The following is a 22,198-nucleotide window of genomic DNA, read 5'->3' as shown; positions in this document are numbered from 1 at the left end:
GAGGTTTGTGAAGACCCCCCAAAACTGAACGAGGAGGAGATGTATGCCTCAGTTCAGCGCCACCGCAATTTCCGCAGCCAGCCGGGCATTGTTACGCACCAGCGCAATATTCGTCTCAAGGCTCCTGCCATCCGTCAGCCGGAAGATATCGCCGAGCAGATAGGGCGTTACCGCCTTGCCGGTGATGTCATCGCGCTCGGCGTGGGAAATGGCGCGGTTGATGTAGATGTCCATCTCCTCGCGCGGGATTTCGTCTTCTTCCGGCACGGGGTTGGCCACCAGCATGCCGCCATCGATGCCGAGCTGTTCGCGGGTCACCTGGAAATTGGCGATCGCCGCCGGGCTGTTGAGCGAAAGCGGGCTCGCCAGGCCGGAGGAACGCGACCAGAAGGCCGGGAATTCTTCAGATCCAAATGTCACGACCGGCACGCCGTTGGTTTCGAGAACCTCCAGCGTTTTCGGGATGTCGAGAATGGCCTTGGCGCCGGCGCAGACGACGATAACGCCGGTCTTGGCAAGCTCGGTCAGGTCGGCGGAGATGTCGAAGGTCTCTTCCGCGCCCTTGTGCACGCCGCCAATGCCGCCGGTGGCGAAAACGCGGATGCCGGCGCGGGCGGCGGCTATCATCGTCGCAGCCACCGTGGTGGCGCCGGTGCGGCGTTCGGCAATTGCGAAGGCGATATCGGCGCGCGAAACCTTCATGGCGTCGGTGGTCTGGGCCAGTGCTTCCAGTTGGTCCTTTTCCAAACCGATATGCAGGGTGCCGTGAATGACGGCGATGGTGGCCGGAACCGCACCTTGATCGCGGATGATCTGCTCGACGCTTTCCGCCATCTCGATATTGCCGGGATAGGGCATGCCATGGGTGATGATGGTCGATTCAAGTGCGACGATCGGCGCGCCGCGCTGCTTGGCGGCGGCAACCTCTTGCGAATAAACGATGGGCAGGAGCGGGGAGATGGGGCGGGTCATTCTGTTTGTTCCAGGTTCTCTAATAAACGGGTTCATGCCAGCATTTCTGCCATGGGGACAAGCCCCAACATCGTCTCGACACTGTCTTTTGACAGGTCTTGGGCAGTGGCGAAAGGCGATTGCACAGTGATGGCTGCTGCCGCCGCGCCCACTCGCAGGGCTTGCGCGATGGTTTTACCATCGGTGATCGCTGCAAGATAACCGGAGGCCATGGCGTCGCCGGCGCCGGTCACGTCTTTCACCTCGCGAATGAGGGGAGGGTTGAGCGTTGCGGTTTCCGTTTCATTGAAAGCCACCACCTCACTTGCACCGCGGGTAACGACGCCGCCGGCAAGTCCGGCCTGGCGCAAAATGTCGGGCCAGTCGCGGACATTTTCCGCCGTCTGGCCGGTCAGCGCGCGGGCCTCCGCCTCGTTCATGAAAAGAATGTCGATATCGGCAAGCGCACCCTTCAGCTTCACCGCCTTGGCGGGAGAAATGGCGATGGCGGCAAGCGGTTTTTCGCAGGCGCGGGCGATGAGGCCGAGTGCGGTCAGCGTGTCTTCCGGCAGATTGGCGTCGCAAAGCAGAAAGTCGCTCGCAGTAATCGCCTCGCGCACGGAACGCACTTTCAGGCGGCGTGGGGTGAAGAGCCTGTAGAGGTCCATATCGGCAAGGGCGATGACCAGATTGCCGTCACGTTCCAGAATGGCGGTGTAGCTCGGCGTGCGGCGGTCGAGGAAAATGAAGGGCGTGTCTTCGACGCCTGCCTGCCTCGCCGCTTCCGCCACCGCTTCACCGGTCACGTCGCCGCCGCGTGGCGCGATGATGCGGACGGCAAAACCGAGCCGGGCAAGGTTGCGCGCCGCGTTGAAGCCGCCGCCGCCTGCCTCCTCCATCCACGAGCCGGGATTGCTGGCGCCTGGTGCTGTTTCCGTCTCGATCATGCCACGCCTGTCGATATGCGCGCCGCCCAGAACGAGTATTTTCTTCACGCTTGCGTTTCCCTCTTTCACGGATCGAAAGGCGCCACGATTCGGCCGGATCCTGTATTCATCCACCTTTCTATCCGGTTTGAGGCGATTGGCCGGGTCGGAAAAACAAAGGCAGAACAAACCACTTATCGTTATTTGTTTTCAATGTGCTGGCAGCGCCTTGCGAAATGAGAACAAATAGAGTACATACCATTTCAATACTGCTTCATTGCCTGCGTGGCTTCAATAACCTAAAGGTGTTTCGGATGGCACAAAATTCTTTGCGTCTCGTAGAGGATAAATCGGTGGACAAAAGCAAGGCACTGGAAGCGGCTCTCTCCCAGATCGAACGGTCGTTCGGCAAGGGATCGATCATGAAGCTCGGTTCCAATGAAAATGTGGTTGAGGTGGAGACCGTTTCGACGGGTTCGCTCAGCCTGGATATCGCGCTCGGCATCGGCGGTTTGCCGAAGGGGCGTATCATTGAAATTTACGGCCCGGAAAGCTCCGGTAAAACGACGCTGGCGTTGCAGACGATTGCGGAAGCCCAGAAAAAGGGCGGTATCTGCGCTTTCGTGGATGCCGAACACGCGCTCGATCCGGTCTATGCCCGCAAGCTCGGCGTGGATTTGCAGAGCCTCTTGATCTCGCAGCCGGATACCGGCGAACAGGCGCTTGAAATCACCGACACGCTGGTACGTTCCGGTGCGGTCGATGTTCTCGTCATCGATTCGGTGGCGGCGCTGACGCCGCGTGCGGAAATCGAAGGTGAGATGGGCGATAGCCTGCCGGGTCTTCAGGCACGTCTGATGAGCCAGGCGCTGCGCAAACTGACGGCGTCGATCTCCAAGTCGAAGTGCATGGTGATCTTCATCAACCAGATCCGCATGAAGATCGGCGTCATGTTCGGTTCGCCGGAAACGACGACGGGCGGCAACGCGCTGAAGTTCTACGCCTCGGTGCGCCTCGACATTCGCCGCATCGGTGCTGTCAAGGAACGCGAAGAGGTTGTCGGCAACCAGACGCGCGTCAAGGTCGTCAAGAACAAGATGGCGCCGCCCTTCAAGCAGGTTGAATTCGATATCATGTATGGCGAAGGCGTTTCCAAGACCGGCGAGCTTGTCGATCTCGGCGTGAAGGCCGGTATCGTCGAGAAGTCCGGCGCATGGTTTTCCTATAACAGCCAGCGTCTGGGGCAGGGGCGTGAAAACGCCAAGACCTTCCTGCGCGACAATCCGGATACGGCCAACGAGATCGAGCTGGCGTTGCGCCAGAATGCCGGTCTGATCGCCGACCGCTTCCTGCAGAATGGCGGCCCGGATGCCGGCGAGAGCGATGGCGACGGCGACGAGGGCTGACGCGCAAGAAGGCCCGGACATCGACTGTCGGGCTGCTTCGCTGAAATGAGCTGATTGAAACGAATTGGGCCGTGTGATTTCCCGTCGCGCGGCCCTTTTTGTTTGCCTGTGCGCCTTCACGCGCCTGCATGGCTGGACAGGGCAGGATGTGGACGATAAAAGCCATTAATTTTGCAATATAGCCATCCTTTGTGATGGCAATGATGGACTCCAGCTGTGAGCGGTGTGTGGGCATGAGCGGTGTAAATGAAATTCGGTCGACCTTTCTCGACTACTTCAAAAAGAACGGACACGAGATCGTGCCCTCCAGCCCGCTGGTGCCGCGCAACGATCCGACGCTGATGTTCACCAATGCAGGCATGGTGCAGTTCAAGAACGTCTTCACCGGTCTTGAAAGCCGTCCTTATTCCACGGCCGCTTCGGCGCAGAAATGCGTGCGCGCCGGCGGCAAGCATAACGATCTGGACAATGTCGGTTATACCGCCCGTCACCATACCTTCTTCGAAATGCTCGGGAATTTCTCCTTCGGTGACTATTTCAAGGAAGAGGCGATCACCCACGCCTGGAACCTGATCACCAGGGAATTCGGCATTGACCGCAATCGTCTGCTGGTCACGGTCTATCACACCGATGACGAGGCCTTTAATCTCTGGAAGAAGATCGCCGGCTTTTCCGATGACCGCATCATCCGCATTGCGACCAGCGACAATTTCTGGGCGATGGGCGATACCGGCCCTTGCGGTCCCTGTTCGGAAATCTTCTATGACCACGGCGATCATATCTGGGGCGGCCCGCCCGGTTCGCCGGAAGAGGATGGCGACCGGTTCATCGAAATCTGGAACCTCGTCTTCATGCAATATGAGCAGCTGACGAAGGAAGAACGCATCGATCTGCCACGCCCGTCGATCGATACAGGCATGGGGCTTGAGCGCGTTTCGGCACTGCTTCAGGGCAAACATGACAATTACGATACGGATCTGTTCCGCGCCCTGATCGCCGCTTCCGTCGAGGCGACCGGCGTTCCGGCCGAGGGCGAAAATCGCGCCAGCCACCGGGTCATTGCCGATCACCTGCGTTCTTCCGCCTTCCTGATTGCCGATGGCGTTTTGCCGTCGAGCGAAGGTCGTGGTTACGTTCTGCGCCGCATCATGCGCCGCGCCATGCGCCATGCCGAGCTTCTGGGCTCGCGCGAGCCGCTGATCTACCGGCTGTTGCCTGCGCTGATCCAGCAGATGGGCCGCGCCTATCCCGAACTGGTTCGCGCCGAAGCGCTGATTTCCGAGACGCTGAAGCTTGAGGAAACCCGTTTCCGCAAGACGCTGGACCGCGGCCTGTCGCTGTTGTCCGATGCCACCTCGACCCTGCACAAGGGTGATATGCTGGACGGTGAAACCGCCTTCAAGCTCTACGACACCTATGGTTTCCCGCTCGACCTGACACAGGACGCGCTGCGCGCCCGCGAAATCGGTGTGGATATTTCCGGTTTCACCGATGCCATGCAGCGCCAGAAGGCGGAAGCCCGCTCGCACTGGGCCGGCTCCGGCGACAAGGCGACCGAAACCGTCTGGTTCGAGCTGAAGGAGAAGCTCGGCGCAACTGAATTCCTGGGATACGACACCGAAAGCGCCGAAGGCGTCATTCAGGCGATCGTCAGGGATGGCAAAGAGGTGGACAGCGCGGTCGAAGGCGAGACGGTGCATATTGTCGTCAACCAGACCCCTTTCTATGGCGAGTCGGGCGGCCAGATGGGTGACACTGGCGTGATCGTCGGCGACAATGGCGCTTTTGACGTTTCCGGCACGCAGAAAAAAGGCGAAGGCCTGTTCGTACATTCCGGCACGGTTTCCAAGGGTGGATTGAAGGTCAACGAAGCCGTGCAGCTGACGGTCGATCACGATCGCCGTTCTCGCCTGCGCGCCAACCACTCCGCCACCCACCTGCTGCACGAGGCGCTGCGCGAAGTGCTCGGCACCCATGTCGCCCAGAAGGGTTCGCTGGTTGCGCCCGAGCGCCTGCGCTTCGACGTTTCGCATCCCAAACCCATGTCGGCCGAGGAGCTGAAGGTGGTCGAGGATATGGCGAACGAGATCGTGCTGCAGAATTCGCCCGTCGTGACCCGTCTGATGAGCGTCGATGACGCCATTGCCGAGGGCGCGATGGCGCTGTTCGGCGAAAAATATGGCGACGAGGTCCGTGTGGTGTCGATGGGCACCGGCCTTCATGGCGCGAAAGCCAACCGTCCCTATTCCGTCGAACTCTGCGGCGGTACCCATGTGGCCGCAACCGGCCAGATCGGCCTCATCCGCATTCTCGGCGAAAGCGCTGTCGGTTCTGGCGTGCGCCGTCTTGAAGCCGTCACGGGCCAGGGTGCGCTTGCCTATCTTGCCGAACAGGACGAGCGGGTGAAGTCATTGGCGTCTTCTCTCAAGGTCCAGCCGGGCGATGTACTGTCGCGTGTCGAAGGCCTGCTTGACGAGCGCAAGAAGCTGGAGCGTGAGCTTGCGGAAGCCCGCAAGAAGCTCGCCATGGGCGGCGGTTCGTCGGATGCCGGCGCAAACGACGTCCAGCAGGTCGCAGGCGTCAATTTCCTCGCCAAATCCCTTGCTGGCATCGATGCCAAGGACCTGAAGGGCCTTGCCGATGAGGCCAAGGCCAATCTCGGCTCCGGCGTCGTGCTGCTGATCGCCGTTTCCGAAGACGGCAAGGCAAGCGCTGTCGCCGCCGTGACCGAAGATCTGACAGCCCGTTTCAGTGCCGTCGATATCGTCCGCACCGCTTCCGCCGCACTTGGCGGCAAGGGCGGCGGCGGCCGCCCGGATATGGCGCAGGCCGGCGGCCCGGATGGTACCAAGGCGCAGGAGGCCATCGAAGCGGTGGCCGCGGCACTGGCGGCCTGATCTTGAAAGATTGAGGAAGGCGGGGTTTTACCCCGCCTTTTTTAATTCTGCGCTGAGGCTTGCGAGAGATGGCATGGACCATCGAGCGCTGAAGACGGGGAGGAAGGCATGCGCTTTGTAAATCCCATCCCTTTCGTGCGCGATATAGACCGCTCCACGGCGTTTTATCGTGACCGGCTCGGCCTCCGAATATTGCGTGACTTCGGGAAGTTCGTTCTCTTTGAGGGCGGCTTCGCCATCCATGAAGGGCGGTCGCTTGAGGAGACGGTCTGGCAGACGCCATCAGAGGCGGAAGAGCCATATGGCAGGCGAAACCTGCTGCTGTATTTCGAGCATGCGGATGTCGAGGCGGCTTTTCGTAATATCGCGCCGTATGTCGAGCTTATCCATCCTCTCGAACCGCAGGCTTGGGGGCAGAGAGTATTCCGCTTTTATGATCCGGACGGTCATGCAATCGAGGTCGGAGAACCACTCGTTCAATCCGATGAATAGACCCGCCGCAAAGATCGACCCTATGGGCGATTTCGGACGGGCCACCGTCGTTCTTTGTAATACCGTAGGACGATTATCCCGTCGCCTGTAAATCCCTCGCCGCGTCTTCATCAAGCTGGGCAGCGCGCTTGAAGGCCGGACGTTCGGTGAGATGCGCCATGTAGTCGATGAAGGCCGGGCGTTTTTCGATCGTGCCGAAGTGTAGTCCCCAACCGATATGAGCACCGACATAAACATCGGCTGCGGTGAAAAGATCGCCGGCGATGAAGCGGTTTTCACTGACGGCGCGCTCAAGCGTGTTCATCACATCCGCATAGCTGCCACAGCCCGCCATACGCAGTTTTTCCTTCGGCACTTCGAAACCCATCGCCTTCATGCTGGCCGCCATTTCCAGCGGACCGGCGGCAAAAAACATCCAGCGGTAATAAAGCCCGCGCGACTTCGGCGTCGGTGCAAGGTTCGCGCCGGGAAAGGCATCGGCGAGATAGGCGCAGATCGCTGCGGCCTCGGTGACGATGGTATCGCCGTGTTTGATGGCCGGCACCTTGGCCATCGGGTTTATCAACCGGTAGGCGGGCGATTTCATCGAGGTTTCGAAACTCAATATTTCCGTTTTATACGGAACGCCCACTTCTTCGAGCATCCAGCGCGCGATGCGTCCGCGCGACATGGGATTGGTGTAGAAGATCAACTCACTCATAGTCCTGCCTCCCCAAGCAAAATCGCCGCAGCCTCATGGGGAAACCCTGCGGGTCCCTCACTGGCGCGGTGTGTTTTTATAATCCGCAGCATCATTCTCACGCTCCTTGAAGATCGTACTGACGCTGCGGTAAGTTTTGACTGCGCCGGGTAAGTTATCTGTAAGTAGATGCTGTTTCAGCTTTGTCTTATTGTTGTGCTGGCCACGGCACGGTCCAGAATCGAAGTCTGCGCCTAGTGCAACGTCTAATCAAGATACTGTGAACAAAAAAAGAAAACCGGGCGTTGCGACCCGGTTTTCCAGTTTTTCCCACATTTTTTCTGCCTGATGCGGCCCAGATAGAGGGGGCTTATGCCTCTGGTCGGGTTGCTCAATCGGATAGCGGCGGCGGAAGCCGGTGATGATGCGGCGCTTGGGACGTTTCGGGCGGAAAAAGGCCCCGTGACCACATCATGCCGAAGCTTGAGGTGTATTTTGAGGCGCTGAAAAACGCGGTGTCATATGCGCTGATTCGCTGGGCACAATCGGTCTTCCAGCGCAGGAGTAGATGAGGGCGCGCTCGGCCCATGCCGCGGCGCTGACGTTTCAGCTTTATGGCGCAAAGAAAAAACCCGGCGCTGAGGCCGGGTTTTAATGTCACTGAGTGAAGAGGCTTAAGCCGCCATCGCCGTCTTGAGGTTTTCATCGATCTTGTCGAGGAAGGCGGTGGTGGAGAGCCAGGGCTGGTCCGGTCCGATGAGCAGGGCCAGATCCTTGGTCATGAAGCCGCTTTCGACGGTGTCGACGCAGACGGTCTCGAGCGTTGTCGCGAACTTTGCGAGTTCGGCATTGTCATCCAGCTTGGCGCGGTGGGCAAGGCCACGGGTCCAGGCGAAGATCGAGGCGATCGAGTTGGTCGAGGTTTCCTGACCCTTCTGATGCTGGCGATAGTGGCGCGTTACCGTGCCGTGGGCAGCTTCGGCTTCGACGGTGCGACCATCCGGTGACAGGAGTACCGAGGTCATCAGGCCGAGCGAGCCGAAGCCCTGAGCAACCGTATCGGACTGCACGTCGCCATCGTAGTTTTTGCAGGCCCAGACGTAGCCGCCGGACCACTTGAGCGCGGAAGCAACCATGTCGTCGATCAGGCGGTGTTCGTAGGTGATGCCGACTTCGTCGAACTTCGCCTTGAACTCGGTCTGGTAGACTTCTTCGAAGATATCCTTGAAGCGGCCGTCGTAAGCCTTGAGGATGGTGTTCTTGGTGGACAGGTAAACCGGCCACTTGCGCATCAGGCCGTACATCATGGATGCGCGGGCGAATTCGCGGATGGATTCGTCGAGATTGTACATGGCCAGTGCGACACCGGCGCTCGGGGCGTCGAAAACGTCCTTTTCGATGACCGTGCCGTCTTCACCGACGAACTTGATCGTCAGCTTGCCCTTGCCGGGGAACTTGAAATCGGTTGCCTTGTACTGGTCGCCGAAAGCGTGGCGGCCGACGACGATCGGCTTGGTCCAGCCGGGAACGAGGCGCGGAACGTTCTTGCAGATGATCGGCTCGCGGAAGATGACGCCGCCCAGAATGTTGCGGATCGTGCCGTTCGGGCTCTTCCACATCTGCTTCAGGCCGAATTCCTCGACGCGCTGCTCATCCGGGGTGATCGTGGCGCACTTGATGCCGACGCCGTGCTTCTTGATGGCGTGGGCCGCATCGATCGTGACCTGGTCGTTGGTGGCGTCGCGATTTTCAACCGAGAGGTCGTAATATTCGATATCGAGATCGAGGTAAGGCAGGATCAGCTTGTCCTTGATCAACTGCCAGATGATACGGGTCATTTCGTCGCCGTCGAGATCGACGACCGGATTGGCTACCTTGATCTTTGCCATGAATTCCTCACCTTCGAAGCTGTGGCGCCTGTTGACGCCGGTATTCGGAAAAATATCCGGTCGGGCTATAGCATCGCGAGCGTCTGAGGCAAAGCCATGGGGGGCGCTTTTTTGGCGCACCGCAATAACGCTTTGCGCATTGCCAAACCACAATGCCGGAATACAGTCAGGCGAATCGCTTCGCCCGCGTGTCGGGCCTATCCCGGGATCACATCATGCGGAATATTCTGCTTCTGACTGCCGCCGTCCTCTTTTCCCACAGCGCCCTTGCGGCCGGGCCTGCCGATCCCGTTCAGAAGGTGATGGATATTACCGTCAAGAACTGGTCCGGTGATGCCGAGAACTGGAAATACATTTTCGATGAGGACATGCTGACCAGCCTGTTCAGCAAGGATTTCGTGACGCAATATCGCGAAGCATCCAAGAAGCCGGCCTACGAGGCGGAAAGCGGCGAGACCGGCGATCCCTTCGGTTACGATGTGGTCACGAACTCGCAGGACGGCTGCCCGCTGGCCGATGTTTCGGTAGCGCCGGGCGCGGTGAAGGACGGCGTGACGGATGTGACGGCGAAGTTCAAGCTCTGGGCCTGCATGGATGAGGCGGAGATGAAGGCGACGGTGGACGAGGTGCATTTCGATGTCATCGAGGAAGATGGCAGGCCGGTGATCAGCGACATTCACCGGGTTGGTGACGAGGGCAGGGATTCACTGCGCGAAGAAATGGCGACGATCATCAAGGGAGAGTGAAGGGCCTTAAGCCGCCCCGACTTTGATTTTAGCGCTGATCTGTGCCAGTGAGGCGCGCTTTAGCGCATCGTGGTAAAACCGATGCCGCGCTTCAAAAAACTGGAACACGACGATGGCAGGCACTAACAGCGAGCTTGAACTTCTGGCGGAAGGCCCGGCGATCATTCTGGTCGAACCGCAGCTCGGCGAAAATATCGGCATGGTGGCGCGGGCGATGGCCAATTTCGGCCTCTCCGAATTGCGTCTGGTCAATCCGCGTGATGGCTGGCCGAGCGAGAAGGCGCGTGCCGCCGCCTCCAAGGCCGATCATGTCATTGACGGGACCAAGGTGTTCGAGACGCTGGAAGAGGCGATCAAGGATCTCAATTTCGTTTATGCCACCACCGCGCGCGAGCGTTACGGTTTCAAGCCGGTGCGCGCGCCCGTCACCGCCGCCGATACGCTGCGGACAAAATTCAAGGCTGGCGAAAAGACCGGCATCCTGTTCGGGCGCGAGCGCTGGGGGCTTTCCAATGAGGAAGTGGCGCTGGCTGACGAGATCGTGACATTTCCGGTCAATCCCGCCTTTGCCTCGCTCAACATCGCGCAGGCCGTGCTGTTGATGTCCTATGAGTGGATGAAGTCAGGCATGGACGATCTGGACGAGACGCTTTTCCAGTCCGTCGAGCAGCGGCCTTCCACCAAGGAGCAGGTTTTCGGCCTGTTCGAACATCTCGAGGAAGTGCTGGATGCACGTGGCTATTTTCATCCGCCCGAAAAAAAGCCCAGAATGGTCGACAATCTGCGCGCCGTGATGTCGAGACGCGGGTTTTCCGAGCAGGAAATCAGCGTTTTCCGTGGTGTGCTCAATACGCTCGACCGTTTTCCCCGCCGTTGGTCGAAACAGACCGGCAGGGTAGAACCGGCACAGGAGATGGGGGAGAATGCTGAAGACGAGTGAAGCGGCGGCCGATGTGCTGAAACCGGTGCTGGTGTTCGATTCCGGCATTGGCGGGCTGACCGTGCTGCGCGAGGCGCGCGTGCTGATGCCCGAGCGCGGTTTCATCTATGTGGCCGACGATGCGGGTTTTCCCTATGGCGGCTGGGAAGAAGAGGCGCTGACGGCGCGCATTCTTTCGCTGTTTGAAACGCTGCTTGAAGACTACAGCCCCGAAGTCTGCATCATTGCCTGCAACACCGCTTTCACGCTGGCCGGGGCCGATCTTCGGGCACGGTTTCCGCACATGACCTTCGTGGGCACTGTTCCTGCCATCAAGCCCGCCGCAGAGCGTACCCGTTCAGGCCTCGTTTCCGTGCTGGCGACGCCCGGCACCGTCAAACGCGCCTATACGCGCGATCTCATCCAGTCTTTCGCCACGCAATGCCATGTTCGCCTCGTCGGCTCGGAAAATCTGGCGCGTATGGCGGAAAGCTGGATCAGGGGGGAGCCGATATCCGACGACGCCGTGCTTGCCGAAATTGAGCCCTGCTTCATCGACAGCGACGGCAAGCGCACCGATATCGTCGTTCTCGCCTGCACGCATTATCCCTTCATGGCCAACGTGTTTCGCCGGCTGGCGCCCTGGCCGGTGGACTGGCTCGATCCCGCTGAGGCTATTGCGAGGCGTGCGCGCCATCTGGTGCCGCTGCCACAGGATGCGGAACATCCAGATGGTTTCGACTTCGCCGTCTTCACGTCAGGCAAGCCGGATTTCTCCACGCGGCGGCTGATGCAGGGTTTTGGCCTCAGCGTTTCGGCGGTCTGAGTTTCACGGCCTTAGCTGCTGTTGTATTTTTGCATCTGTTCCGCTTGATTTTTGCAATTCGAGATTGCGACCACTTGTCGCGTCCGGCATCTCGTGTAAGATGCCTCTCGTCTGTAATCGCTATAAAAGGAGGCGTGGAATGACTGACAATTTTAATATGCGCCTTAACGGCATGTCTGGCACTTCCGGCATGGTCATCTGCGGTTATATGCCCCGAGGCATCACCCTCCGATAAGGCTTATTGCCTGATTTCCTTGCCGTTTGGCACTTTCACTTCGTTCGACATCTGAAATTGTGCGTTCGCGTGGCTCCGTTGCTGCGCCCGCCGTTCCGGCATGTCGTTTTCCATCGATAAAGGACCTGGCCGCTTAGCTGCGCCGGGATGGATTTCCATGCAGAAAAATCAACCATTGGTGGCATATGCGCTGCCGGATGCGGTCGACCGTTTATTCGTCACATTCGGCGTCTGGAAAACCCTAAAAGCGGTTCTTGTCGCGGCAATGGTGCCGCGTACGCCGCCGACGGATATCGCTGATTTACCCGGCCGTCTGCTGGATGATATCGGCCTCCAGCCCTCTGAGCGGAAGGTGCGTCGGGACTGGGCGCCACCTTACTGGGCGCCGCGGTTTTGATTGGGGTAGCTGTGCTTCGCCGGCCTGTAAGGTTCGGCGAAGCTGTCTACCGGTTTTATGAAACCGTCACGATCCCGTGCTTTCGTCGTGTTTTTGGAGTGGAATTTTATGCGAATCCGAAAAGTCGTGGCGACCGATATCGAGCTGCTTTGCCCTGTATTTGTCGATATGGAGCGGCATTACGAGGGGGCCGGCGCGATTGGCGAGGCGGCGGTGCGGACCCGTCTCGGACGATTTTTACACTCCAGCCACGGTATCATGCTTGTTGCTGCCGATGACGGCGCTTTGGGTATTCTCTCGATGTTCGAGATGTTTCCCGGCGTGGCGTTGCGGCCGGTCTGGTTCATGAAGGAACTTTACGTTGCAGAATGGGCGAGGGGGCGTGGTGTCGGTGAAGCGCTGATCCGTGAGGCGGCAAAAATTGTCGTCGAACAGGGCGGTTCGCGGCTCGACTTCACCACCGGTCGCGACAATAGCGGTGCGCAACGGTTTTATAACCGCGTTGGCGCAAACGAGGTGGAGTGCGTTTTCCTTCGCTTCGACGAGACTGCGCTTGCGCGTCTTGCCGAGCAGGAAACGGAGCTCTTGCCAGAGTAAGATTTCCGTGGCTTGCTCACCGCATTGAGTGAAGGGAGATTTCATCATGCCGTTGGAGAACTGGCTGGCCTTCGTGGCCGCATCCGCCATCATGCTCGCCATTCCGGGACCGACGATCCTGCTGGTGATTTCTTACGCGCTCGGTCATGGCCGCAAGGCGAGCACCGCGACGGTAACAGGTGTCGCGCTGGGTGATTTCACCGCCATGACCGCCTCCATGCTGGGGCTTGGGGCGCTGCTTGCCACCTCGGCCGCACTGTTTACCGGTCTGAAATGGATCGGGGCGGCTTACCTCATCTATCTCGGCATCAAGCTGTGGCGTTCACCGGTCAGCGGCGAAGGCGCGGATGGCAAGGGTGTGACGGGCCGTGAAAGGCCGCTTAAAATCTTCCTGCATGCCTATATCGTCACGGCGCTGAACCCAAAGAGCATCGTGTTCTTCGTGGCCTTCCTGCCGCAGTTTCTGGTGCCGACGCTGCCCTTCTGGCCGCAGGTGCTGATTTTCGAAGCGACATTCCTGGTGCTTGCCACCTTGAATGCAGCGCTTTATGGACTGCTGGCAAGTGCCGCCCGCAACACGATCCGCAAACCGAAGGTTCAGCGCATCGTCAACCGCACGGGCGGCGGTCTCCTGATTGGTGCCGGTCTTGTCGCCTTCGCATGGAAGAGGACTGCTGCATCGTAAAGGCTTCGTGAGAGCCAATACCGGATATACAGCATGGCATTGCCGCATATACTACTCGCCCTGATCACCGTGTTTTTGTGGGGCTTCAACTTCGTCGCCATCAAGATCGGCGTCACCGACATGCCGCCTTTGTTCCTGACGGGGTTACGTTATCTCTGTGCGGCCGTGCCGTTGGTTTTCTTCCTGCCGAAACCGAATGTGCCGTGGCGGCATATGATCGTATACGGCATGGCGATGGGCTTTTTTCAGTTCGGCCTGCTTTATCCGGCCATCAAGCTCGGCCTGCCCGCCGGGCTTGCCTCGCTGGTCATGCAGTCGCAGGCGTTTTTCACGCTGGCGCTTGCCGTCGTGTTCCTCGGCGAGCGGCCTTTGCCCTCGCAGGTCATGGGCGCGGTCATCGCCTTCGGTGGGCTGGCCGTGATCGGCGCGGAGCGCATGACGATGGCGGCCTTCGTCCCGTTGTTGATGGGCGTCGGCTCGGCGATCGCCTGGGCTGTCGGCAATATCGTCAACCGGCGGATCGGTCAGGTGAATGCGGTCTCCTTCGTCGCATGGACCAGCCTTGTGCCTGTTCTGCCGCTGGTGGCGCTTTCGCTTGTCGTGGAAGGACCGGGCGCGATTGCCGAGGGTCTTGCCAATGCGACGGCGACGACGGCTCTTGTGGTCGTTTATATGGCCTATGGGGCAACGATTGTCGGCGCGGGCATCTGGAGCTATCTGCTTTTGCGGTATCCGGCCGGAACCGTTGCGCCGTTTTCGCTGCTGGTGCCGGTGGTCGGTTTCATCAGCGCCTATCTCGCTTTTGCGGAGCATATCACCCTCTTCGAAGTGCTGGGCGCCGGGCTGGTCATTCTGGGCCTGGTACTGAACGTATTCGGACGCCGCATCGCCCTGTCGCGGTTGTGGACCCGGCCTGCCTAGGGGCCGCACGCAATTGCCTGTGCATTATCGGGATGTGACAGACGCAACCGGCGTTTTTTTGGTAAAGAGCATGTTCGGCCGCCGCCAAGGGAATCGGCCGTATCAGATGCAGCACGAGGAATTGAACATTGCAGGTCGGCATCGACATGGGAACTCTATCGGGCGGGCAGCAGGCCAAGCTCGATATTGAGGAATTGCTTGCGACGCGTTTGCTGGTTCAGGGCAATTCCGGTTCCGGCAAGTCGCATCTTCTGCGCCGGCTGCTGGAACAATCGGCGCAATGGGTGCAGCAGGTCATCATCGATCCCGAGGGCGATTTTGTTACGCTGTCCGACAAATTCGGCCACGTGGTGGTGGATGGCGAGCGCACGGAAGCCGAGCTTGCCGGCATCGCCAACCGCATTCGTCAGCATCGCGTCTCCTGCGTGCTGACGCTCGAAGGCCTTGATGTCGAACAGCAGATGCGGGCCGCAGCCGCCTTCCTCAATGGCCTGTTCGATGCCGATCGCGAATTCTGGTATCCTGTGCTTGTCGTGGTGGATGAGGCGCAGATGTTTGCGCCCTCCGTCGCCGGTGAAGTGACGGAAGATGCCCGCAAGGCGTCGCTGGGGGCCATGACCAATCTGATGTGCCGTGGCCGCAAACGCGGGCTTGCCGGCGTCATCGCCACGCAGCGCCTTGCAAAGCTCGCCAAGAACGTGGCGGCGGAAGCCTCGAACTTCCTGATGGGCCGCACTTTTCTCGATATCGACATGGCGCGCGCTGCCGATCTGCTCGGCATGGACCGGCGGCAGGCGGAAATGTTCCGCGATTTGCAGCGCGGCAATTTCGTGGCGCTCGGCCCGGCGCTGTCGCGCCGCCCGCTACCCATCGTCATCGGGGCGGTGGAAACCTCGGCGCGCTCCTCTTCGCCGAAGCTGATGCCGCTGCCGGATGCACCACAGGATGTGGAAGACCTGATCTTCACGCCGGATCCGGAAGAGTTCACGCGCGCCGCCGTGCGCCGCACGCCGCCGGCACCACGCCCGACCACAGATATTCTTGCAGAATTGTCCCGCTCCACCCCCGCCGCCGTCGGCCCCTCCACGGACCAGCCACGCGCCGGCCAGGTTGAAATGACGCCGGAGGACCGTGAGGAGAAGATTACGGCCGTGCTCGTCGAAATTCTCGACGATCCGCAATCGGCCTATCGTACCGACGCCGTGCTTTATCAGGATTTTCTGGTGCGCGCCCGCATGCGCCGTATTCCCGGCACGCCGATGACGCTGGCCGATTTCCGCCGACAGGTTGCGATTGCTCGCTCCGGCGTGGATGCGGCGATGGCGGCCAGCGAAGGCTGGGAGAAGGCGCTGGAATTGTCGATGTCGGTTTCAGATGATCTGCAGGGGGTTTTCCTGCTGCTTGTCAAGGCGGCGCTCGGTGAAGAGCCTTGCCCGTCTGATGCCCGCATCGCCCGCGCCTATGGCACCCATTCCGCCCGCCGTGCGCGGCGTCTCCTCGGTTATTTCGAGGAGAAGGAGCTTGTGGTGGTGCATGCCGATTTCTCCGGCAAGCGCATTGTGGCGTTTCCCGATCTTGATGCAAAAACCGCACCCGGCGATGCGGATGCGGCTGAGGACGATGCGAAGGTGGCGGCGGAGTGAGGCTGACAGGCTGCTTGTGAAATATACCTTCCGTCATGCCGGACTAGATCCGGCATCCAGCCACGGCGCGTCTGCGTCGTGGAGAGAGTCTATTACGATCAAGGACTTGATCGCGCTAGACCCCGGATCAGGTCCGGGGTGACGGCGTGAGAGGAGGCGTTACCGCCTCCTCTCCGCAATCACTACTCGACAGCCTTCACTTCTTTCCGCGTTGCAATCAGCGAACCGATGATGCCGGTTGCGAGGATGGCGACGGTGACGCCGAGCGAGACGGCGGGCGGGATCTTGGCGATGCCGAGCATATCGGCGACGAAGATCTTGGAGCCGACAAAGACCAGAACCGCAGCCAGCGCATATTTCAGATAGGCGAAGCGGTGGATCAGGGCGGCGAGTGCGAAGTAGAGGGCGCGCAGGCCGAGGATCGCGAAGATGTTCGAGGTGTAGACGATAAACGGGTCGGTGGTGATCGCGAAGATCGCCGGGATCGAATCGACCGCGAAGATAAGGTCGGCAATTTCGACCATGATGAGCGCCAGAAACAGGGGCGTCACGAAGGTCTTCAGCTTGCCGGTGGTTTCATCCGTCTCCTTGACGAAGAATTTCTCGCCATGCAGCCTGTCTGTCACCGGCAGGCGGCTGCGCAGGAATTTCAGGATGCGGTTGTTGCCGATGTCGTTCTCGTCATGGTCGGACGAAAACAGCATCTTGAGGCCGGTGAAGACGAGGAAGGCCGCAAAGAGATACAGCACCCAGTGGAAGTTTTCGACGATGGCTGCACCGCCGGCGATCATGATGCCGCGCAGGACGATGACGCCGAGGATACCCCACAGCAGCACGCGGTGCTGATATTGGCGGGGAATGGCGAAATAGGAGAAGATCATGGCGATGATGAAGATATTGTCCATCGCCAGGCTTTTTTCGACCACGAAGCCGGTGACATATTCCATCGCCGACTGCTGGCCGGACTGATACCAGATCCAGCCGCCGAAGGCCAAGCCGATGGCGATGTAAAAGCCGGACATCAGCAGGCTTTCACGAATGCCGATTTCCTTGGAATTCTTGTGCAGCACGCCGAGATCGAGCGCCAGCAGGCCAAAGACGAGAGAAATGAAGACCGCCCACATCCATGTGGGGGTACCGAGAAAATCCATTAGGAGGAAGTCCATCAGTCAACCTTTAGCCGGACGAGGTTGGCTTTGCGGATGGGGAACGTGTGTCAAGAATATACGTGGGCCCCAACCTAAAGAAACTCGACATCACGTGTTGTCCGGTAACACGTCAGAGGGGCCCGAGTTCTGATCACGATGGGTAGGTAGGTGGCCACTTATCCTTTTCAAGGGCAGGCTCGAGAAAAAAAGCGGCGGGCGTTGTTTGACAAATTTGTAAAACGTGTTTAGAAGCCGCCCCAACGCCGGGCAGTGATGTCCGGTGTGTTTTGTTGGTTGCCTTGCAGTTTAATAGCTGACGTTTGGCGGTCAATATCACCGACATGTCCCGTGGTTTCTCCATTTGCATGTGAGAAGCCTGTCAGAGGCCCTGAAACGGGCTTCAGAGGAGGGCGTGTTTCCTTAAACCGGTTTGGTAACAGACCGGCATAACCTTTTAAGAAGGAAATACGATGAGCAAGCGCGAATCGGCCAAGTACAAAATCGACCGCCGCATGGGCGAAAACATCTGGGGTCGTCCGAAGTCCCCGGTAAACCGCCGCGAATACGGCCCAGGCCAGCACGGCCAGCGCCGCAAGGGCAAGATGAGCGACTTCGGCACGCAGCTGCGCGCCAAGCAGAAGCTCAAGGGCTACTACGGCGAACTGCGCGAAAAGCAGTTCCGCGCCACTTTCGACGAAGCAAACCGTCGCAAGGGTGACACTTCCGAGAACCTGATCGGCCTGCTCGAGTCGCGTCTGGACGCCATCGTCTACCGCGCCAAGTTCGTTCCGACCGTTTTCGCATCGCGCCAGTTCATCAACCATGGCCACGTCACGGTTAACGGCGTTCGCGTCAACATCGGTTCTTACCGTTGCAAGGCTGGCGACGTTATCGAAGTTCGTCAGAAGTCCAAGCAACTGGTGACGGTTCTCGAAGCCGTTCAGCTCGCTGAGCGCGACGTTCCTGACTACATCGAAGTCGACCACAACAAGATGGTTGCGACCTACGCCCGCGTTCCGTCGCTTTCCGACGTTCCGTACCCGGTCGTCATGGAACCGCATCTGGTCGTCGAATTCTACTCGCGTTAATCGACGCGTTTCAGTATTGAGAAAGCCGCCCCTCGGGGCGGCTTTTTTGTTTGCTGGGGAAGGCTTTGCATGCAGGATATTCAGGCGATCGTCGATTCCATTTACGACAGCATGCTGCCGCGGCTGGGTGAGGGGAAGGTTGCGGATTACATTCCCGAACTCGCCAAGGTCGATCCCAACCAGTTCGGCATCGCCATCACCACCGTCGATGGAACCACTTATACGGCCGGCAATGCACTTGTGCCGTTTTCGATCCAGAGTATCTCCAAGGTTTTCATGCTGACGCTGGCGCTCGGCAAGGCCGGTGAGACGGTGTGGAACCGGGTGGGGCGTGAACCTTCAGGCTCTTCCTTCAACTCCATCGTCCAGCTGGAACATGAGCACGGCATCCCGCGCAATCCCTTCGTGAACGCCGGCGCAATCGTGGTGACCGATATCGTTCTTTCCGGCCACCAGCCGCGCGAGGCGATCGGCGAGCTTCTGCGCTTCGTGCGTTACCTCGCGGACGATGACACGATCAGCATTGACGATACGGTGGCGAAATCCGAGCAGGCGACGGGTTTCCGCAATTTTGCGCTTGCCAATTTCATGCGCTCCTTCGGCAATCTGCATCATCCCGTGGAACATACGCTCGGCGTTTATTTCCATCAGTGCGCACTCTCGATGACTTGCGCGCAGCTTTCCCGCGCCGGGCTGTTTCTCGCCAATCGCGGCCGCAATCCGCTGACGGGTCATACCGTGGTCTCCGACCGCCGCGCACGGCGCATCAATGCGTTGATGCTGACCTGCGGCCATTATGACGGATCGGGCGATTTCGCCTATCATGTCGGCCTGCCGGGCAAGAGCGGCGTCGGCGGCGGCATCATGGCGGTGGCGCCGGGCAATGCGTCGATTGCGGTCTGGTCGCCGGGTCTCAATAAGGTCGGCAATTCGGCGCTCGGGTCACAGGCGCTGGAATTGCTGGCGACGAAAACCGGCTGGTCGGTATTCGGGGCTTGATATTGCCGGCGGATGGGGGCATTGCCTGCATGAAGAACGGCAGTCGTGCCGGAGCGAGCGGATGATGAACATTCTCACCAAGATTGATGACTTTGTAGATCAGGCCGGGGCCGACCAGATCGGGGCGGATCAGGACGCGTCCGAGGAAAACGGCAGCTCGCATCCCCTGTTCGACAATGCTCCGCGTTCGGTCTCGTTCAACAAGCTGCGCAAGCGGCTGCTGCGCAATGTGCGGCAGGCGTTTGAAGATTTCGGCATGCTGAACGGCCAGAAGCGCTGGCTTGTCGGTCTTTCCGGCGGCAAGGACAGCTATGGTCTTCTGGCGCTGCTGCTCGATCTCAAATGGCGCGGCCTCTTGCCGGTGGAGCTTGTCGCCTGCAATCTGGATCAGGGCCAGCCGAATTTTCCCAAGCATGTGCTGCCGGACTATCTGGCGAAGATCGGCGTTGCCCATCGGATCGAGTATCGCGATACCTATTCAATCGTGAAGGAAAAGGTGCCTTCCGGCGGCACTTACTGTTCGCTCTGTTCGCGGCTGCGGCGCGGCAATCTCTACCGCATCGCGCGGGAGGAAGGCTGCGACGCGCTGCTGCTTGGCCATCACCGCGAGGATATTCTCGAAACCTTCTTCATGAATTTCTTCCATGGCGGCCGGCTGGCCGGCATGCCGGCAAAGCTGATGAATGACGAGGGCGACCTGATGGTCATGCGGCCGCTGGCCTATTGCGCCGAGGACGATATGGCGAAATTCGCCGCCGCGATGGAATTCCCGATCATTCCCTGCGACCTCTGCGGCTCACAGGACGGGCTTCAGCGCAATGCGATGAAGGAGATGCTGGCCGATATCGAACGGCGCATGCCGGGCCGCAAGGATGTGATGTTGCGGGCGCTTGCCCATGTGAACCCGTCGCATCTGCTCGATCCGAAGCTTTTTGATTTCGCGGCGCTTGCTGTCACCGGGGCGTCACCTGAAGAGCGTAGGGAGGCCAGCCCTCCCTGATGAAGAAGTGCCCCGCGCCATGAGCCTTTCCGACAAAGATATCGAATTCCTCGTTTCCACCGTCGCCGCTGCCGGCGCGAATGAAATCATGCCCCGCTTCCGCAATTTGAGCGCAGGCGCGATCTCCGAAAAGACCTCTGCCGTCGATCTCGTCACCGAGGCTGACATTCTGGCGGAAAAGGCGATTACCGCCGCGCTGCTTGCACGGTTTCCAAAGGCCCATATCGTCGGCGAAGAGACCTATGAGGCGGACCCGTCCGTCATCCCCGCTCTTGCCGATGCGCCGCTCGCCTTCGTGATCGATCCCATCGACGGCACCTTTAATTACGCCTCCGGTTTTCCCGCTTTCGGCACTCTGCTTGCGGTCACCGTCAAGGGTGAGACGGTGGCGGGCATCATCCACGATCCTGTCATGGGCGATACCATCGTCGCGCTCAAAGGCGAGGGGGCTTGTCTCCACCGCAAGAACGGCTCGCAGGCCAGGCTCAAGGTCGCGGATCCCGCGCCATTGCCCGAAATGGTCGGCATCTTTTCCTGGGGCCACAGCCATGAGGATCGCCGTCCTGTCATTGCCGCCAATATGGCGAAGATAAAGATGGCGCTTTCGATCAATTGCTCGGCGCATGAATATTGGCTTGCCTCAGCCGGCAAGCTGCATTTCATCGGTCATGAAAAGCTGATGCCCTGGGATCACCTTGCCGGTGTTCTCGTCCATCAGGAGGCGGGTGGTTACACGGCCCGTTTCGACAATACGCCCTACCGGCCAGGACAGACGGCGGGCGGCATCCTGTCGGCTCCCGACAAGGAAAGCTGGAAGATGCTGCGACGGGAAATCGTCGCCTTATAGCAGGTACATCACAAGGAAGGATATCGCCCATGGCTCTCGAACTCGACATCGCCTCTCTTGCCAACGCGCTTCAGGAGGCGGCAGCAGTGGAAATCCTGCCGCGGTTCCGTAATCTGGGCGAAGGCGACGTCAGAATAAAGTCCGAGGCTATCGACCTCGTCACCGAGGCCGACGAGGCTGCCGAACGGTTGATCCGCGCCCGCGTCGAGGAAATCATGCCGCAGGCACTGTTCATCGGTGAAGAGGCGGTTGCGGCTGATCCATCCCTGCTCGGCAAGCTTGCCGACGCCGATCTTGCCGTGGTGGTCGATCCGATCGACGGCACCTTTAATTTCGCTTCCGGCCTGCCGCTGTTCGGCGTGATGATGAGCGTCATCTCCAAGGGCGAGACCGTCGCCGGCCTGATCTTCGATCCGATGGGCAATGACTGGGCGATTGCCGAAAAAGGCTCCGGCGCATGGCTTTGCGCCGCCGATGGCTCGCAGACGCAGATGTCGGTCGTGACGGCGCCCCACCTGTCGCAGATGGTCGGCATCGCCAATACCGGTTATTTCGATGTGGAGACACGCCGCAAGATTTTGATGAACCTTGCGGATTTGCGGCTCTTCACGAGCTATCGCTGCGCGGCGCATGAATACCGCCTGTTGTGCGGCGGCCACATGCATTTCCTGATGTATAACAAGCTGATGCCCTGGGACCATCTGGCCGGCACGCTGCTGTCGCAGGAAGCAGGCGCTTATGCCGCCCGGCTTGACGGTTCGCCTTACCTGCCCCGCCATGGGGATGGCGGGTTGCTGCTGGCGCCGGATCAGGAGACATGGGAGCTGCTGCGCGAGAAGATTTTTACGGTGTGATAGCCGCTCGGCTGTATTCAACAAAAAGGGCGCGGAACAGAATTCCGCGCCCT

At 59.7% G+C, this 22,198-nt stretch carries 21 protein-coding genes; 16 read left to right on the top strand and 5 right to left on the bottom strand.

Features of this window, described 5'->3' with window-relative positions; all coding sequences use genetic code 11:
- Nucleotides 1–48: 48 nt before the first annotated feature.
- Together DXT96_RS07800 and DXT96_RS07795 are read right to left on the bottom strand one after the other, a co-directional pair.
- Nucleotides 49–972 (bottom strand): pseudouridine-5'-phosphate glycosidase, encoded by a 924-nt coding sequence (locus DXT96_RS07800; RefSeq protein WP_153514075.1) that lies wholly within the window; start codon nucleotides 970–972, stop codon nucleotides 49–51.
- Between the two features lie 32 nt (nucleotides 973–1,004).
- A complete protein-coding gene (locus DXT96_RS07795) occupies nucleotides 1,005–1,946 on the bottom strand; it encodes a carbohydrate kinase family protein (RefSeq protein ID WP_371418805.1) in 942 nt (313 codons plus the stop codon).
- 245 nt (nucleotides 1,947–2,191) lie between these two features.
- Here DXT96_RS07795 and recA point away from each other — a divergent pair, with 245 nt between their 5' ends.
- From recA to DXT96_RS07780, 3 genes are all read left to right on the top strand, one after another.
- The gene (gene recA, locus DXT96_RS07790; RefSeq protein ID WP_153514074.1) at nucleotides 2,192–3,283 is read left to right on the top strand and encodes a recombinase RecA; all 1,092 of its coding nucleotides are present in this window, start codon (nucleotides 2,192–2,194) and stop codon (nucleotides 3,281–3,283) included.
- Between the two features lie 233 nt (nucleotides 3,284–3,516).
- Nucleotides 3,517–6,180: an alanine--tRNA ligase gene (gene alaS / locus DXT96_RS07785; RefSeq protein WP_153514073.1), complete on the top strand. Its 2,664-nt coding sequence runs from the start codon at nucleotides 3,517–3,519 to the stop codon at nucleotides 6,178–6,180.
- A gap of 108 nt (nucleotides 6,181–6,288) precedes the next feature.
- Nucleotides 6,289–6,672, top strand: a complete 384-nt coding sequence (locus DXT96_RS07780) for a VOC family protein (RefSeq protein ID WP_153514072.1) — start codon at nucleotides 6,289–6,291, stop codon at nucleotides 6,670–6,672.
- A gap of 73 nt (nucleotides 6,673–6,745) precedes the next feature.
- Here the strand turns inward: DXT96_RS07780 and DXT96_RS07775 are convergent, their stop codons facing one another.
- Both DXT96_RS07775 and DXT96_RS07770 read right to left on the bottom strand, forming a co-directional pair.
- Entirely contained in the window at nucleotides 6,746–7,372 is a 627-nt protein-coding gene (locus DXT96_RS07775; RefSeq protein WP_153514071.1) for a glutathione S-transferase family protein, read from the bottom strand.
- A gap of 653 nt (nucleotides 7,373–8,025) precedes the next feature.
- Nucleotides 8,026–9,240 carry an NADP-dependent isocitrate dehydrogenase gene (locus tag DXT96_RS07770; RefSeq protein WP_149897312.1) on the bottom strand — a complete coding sequence of 405 codons (1,215 nt, stop codon included), beginning with the start codon at nucleotides 9,238–9,240 and terminating at the stop codon, nucleotides 8,026–8,028.
- Between the two features lie 215 nt (nucleotides 9,241–9,455).
- Here DXT96_RS07770 and DXT96_RS07765 point away from each other — a divergent pair, with 215 nt between their 5' ends.
- From DXT96_RS07765 to DXT96_RS07730, 8 genes are all read left to right on the top strand, one after another.
- The gene (locus tag DXT96_RS07765; RefSeq protein ID WP_194287579.1) at nucleotides 9,456–9,986 is read left to right on the top strand and encodes a hypothetical protein; all 531 of its coding nucleotides are present in this window, start codon (nucleotides 9,456–9,458) and stop codon (nucleotides 9,984–9,986) included.
- 112 nt (nucleotides 9,987–10,098) lie between these two features.
- Complete coding sequence (locus tag DXT96_RS07760) at nucleotides 10,099–10,926, top strand: RNA methyltransferase (RefSeq protein ID WP_153514070.1); 828 nt, start codon at nucleotides 10,099–10,101, stop codon at nucleotides 10,924–10,926.
- The gene (gene murI / locus DXT96_RS07755; RefSeq protein WP_153514069.1) at nucleotides 10,910–11,731 is read left to right on the top strand and encodes a glutamate racemase; all 822 of its coding nucleotides are present in this window, start codon (nucleotides 10,910–10,912) and stop codon (nucleotides 11,729–11,731) included. The genes DXT96_RS07760 and murI overlap by 17 nt, the downstream gene beginning before the upstream one ends.
- Before the next feature lie 392 nt (nucleotides 11,732–12,123).
- A complete protein-coding gene (locus DXT96_RS07750) occupies nucleotides 12,124–12,363 on the top strand; it encodes a hypothetical protein (protein WP_153514068.1) in 240 nt (79 codons plus the stop codon).
- A gap of 108 nt (nucleotides 12,364–12,471) precedes the next feature.
- On the top strand, nucleotides 12,472–12,960 hold the full coding sequence (locus tag DXT96_RS07745) for a GNAT family N-acetyltransferase (protein ID WP_174373565.1): 489 nt from the start codon (nucleotides 12,472–12,474) through the stop codon (nucleotides 12,958–12,960).
- A gap of 46 nt (nucleotides 12,961–13,006) precedes the next feature.
- Nucleotides 13,007–13,645, top strand: coding sequence for a LysE family translocator (locus DXT96_RS07740; protein ID WP_153514066.1), 639 nt, complete (start codon nucleotides 13,007–13,009; stop codon nucleotides 13,643–13,645).
- Nucleotides 13,646–13,678: 33 nt separating this feature from the next.
- Complete coding sequence (locus DXT96_RS07735; RefSeq protein WP_153514065.1) at nucleotides 13,679–14,566, top strand: EamA family transporter; 888 nt, start codon at nucleotides 13,679–13,681, stop codon at nucleotides 14,564–14,566.
- Nucleotides 14,567–14,694: 128 nt separating this feature from the next.
- Nucleotides 14,695–16,209, top strand: a complete 1,515-nt coding sequence (locus DXT96_RS07730; protein ID WP_153514064.1) for an ATP-binding protein — start codon at nucleotides 14,695–14,697, stop codon at nucleotides 16,207–16,209.
- A 182-nt stretch (nucleotides 16,210–16,391) separates the two neighbouring features.
- Here DXT96_RS07730 and DXT96_RS07725 read toward each other — a convergent pair whose 3' ends face one another.
- Nucleotides 16,392–17,375 carry a TerC family protein gene (locus DXT96_RS07725; protein ID WP_153514063.1) on the bottom strand — a complete coding sequence of 328 codons (984 nt, stop codon included), beginning with the start codon at nucleotides 17,373–17,375 and terminating at the stop codon, nucleotides 16,392–16,394.
- A 452-nt stretch (nucleotides 17,376–17,827) separates the two neighbouring features.
- Here DXT96_RS07725 and rpsD point away from each other — a divergent pair, with 452 nt between their 5' ends.
- From rpsD to DXT96_RS07700, 5 genes are all read left to right on the top strand, one after another.
- The gene (rpsD, locus tag DXT96_RS07720; RefSeq protein ID WP_046798221.1) at nucleotides 17,828–18,445 is read left to right on the top strand and encodes a 30S ribosomal protein S4; all 618 of its coding nucleotides are present in this window, start codon (nucleotides 17,828–17,830) and stop codon (nucleotides 18,443–18,445) included.
- A 69-nt stretch (nucleotides 18,446–18,514) separates the two neighbouring features.
- Complete coding sequence (locus DXT96_RS07715; RefSeq protein ID WP_127757991.1) at nucleotides 18,515–19,444, top strand: glutaminase; 930 nt, start codon at nucleotides 18,515–18,517, stop codon at nucleotides 19,442–19,444.
- A gap of 61 nt (nucleotides 19,445–19,505) precedes the next feature.
- On the top strand, nucleotides 19,506–20,444 hold the full coding sequence (gene ttcA / locus DXT96_RS07710) for a tRNA 2-thiocytidine(32) synthetase TtcA (protein WP_194287578.1): 939 nt from the start codon (nucleotides 19,506–19,508) through the stop codon (nucleotides 20,442–20,444).
- Nucleotides 20,445–20,463: 19 nt separating this feature from the next.
- Complete coding sequence (locus tag DXT96_RS07705) at nucleotides 20,464–21,291, top strand: inositol monophosphatase family protein (protein WP_153514062.1); 828 nt, start codon at nucleotides 20,464–20,466, stop codon at nucleotides 21,289–21,291.
- 29 nt (nucleotides 21,292–21,320) lie between these two features.
- Nucleotides 21,321–22,145: an inositol monophosphatase family protein gene (locus DXT96_RS07700; RefSeq protein ID WP_153514061.1), complete on the top strand. Its 825-nt coding sequence runs from the start codon at nucleotides 21,321–21,323 to the stop codon at nucleotides 22,143–22,145.
- Nucleotides 22,146–22,198 lie beyond the last annotated feature (53 nt).

The sequence above is a fragment of the Agrobacterium sp. ICMP 6402 genome (genome assembly GCF_009498615.1).
Classification (GTDB): Bacteria; Pseudomonadota; Alphaproteobacteria; order Rhizobiales; family Rhizobiaceae; genus Agrobacterium; species Agrobacterium burrii.
Note: the sequence above shows the minus strand (reverse complement) of the source record. Positions and strands in the feature narration are given on the sequence as shown.